The organism is Burkholderia sp. MSMB1078WGS (assembly GCF_001528895.1).
In the GTDB taxonomy this organism is placed as follows: Bacteria; Pseudomonadota; Gammaproteobacteria; order Burkholderiales; family Burkholderiaceae; genus Burkholderia.
On record NZ_LPDI01000013.1, the window covers coordinates 1 to 792 of the forward strand.

Annotated in this window: 1 protein-coding gene; it reads left to right on the plus strand. The window is 67.8% G+C overall.

Going from position 1 to position 792, the window contains the following annotated elements; translation table 11 throughout:
- On the plus strand, positions 1–792 hold a 792-nt coding region (locus WT24_RS02975; RefSeq protein ID WP_156441736.1), incomplete at both ends, for an efflux RND transporter periplasmic adaptor subunit.

The window sequence follows — 792 nt, forward strand, 5'->3', positions numbered from 1 at the left end:
CGGGTCGACGGCATCGTGCTGCGCCGTGAATTCACCGAAGGCACCGACGTCAAGGCCGGCCAGCGCCTCTACAAGATCGATCCGGCGCCGTACATCGCCGCGCTGAACAGCGCGAAGGCGACGCTTGCGAAGGCGCAGGCGAACCTCGTCACGCAGAACGCGCTGGTCGCGCGCTACAAGGTGCTGGTCGCCGCGAACGCGGTCAGCAAGCAGGACTACGACAACGCGGTTGCCACGCAAGGGCAGGCCGCGGCGGACGTCGCGGCCGGCAAGGCGGCGGTCGACACCGCGCAGATCAACCTCGGCTATACGGATGTCGTGTCGCCGATCAGCGGCCGCGTCGGCATCTCGCAGGTGACGCCGGGCGCATACGTGCAGGCGAGCCAGGCGACGCTGATGTCGACGGTGCAGCAGCTCGATCCGGTGTACGTCGACCTCACGCAATCGAGCCTCGAAGGGCTGAAGCTGCGTCAGGACGTGCAGAGCGGGCGTCTGAAGACGAGCGGCCCGGGCGCGGCGAAGGTGACGCTGATCCTGGAAGACGGCAAGACCTACTCGGAGCCGGGCAAGCTGCAGTTCTCGGACGTGACGGTCGACCAGACCACGGGCTCGGTGACGATCCGCGCGGTCTTCCCGAACCCGGGCCGCGTGCTGCTGCCGGGGATGTTCGTGCGTGCACGGATCGAGGAAGGCGTGAACGAGAACGCGTTCCTGGTGCCGCAGATCGGCGTCACGCACGACCAGAAGGGCCAGGCGATCGCGATGGTGGTGAACGCGGCCAACAAGGTCGAG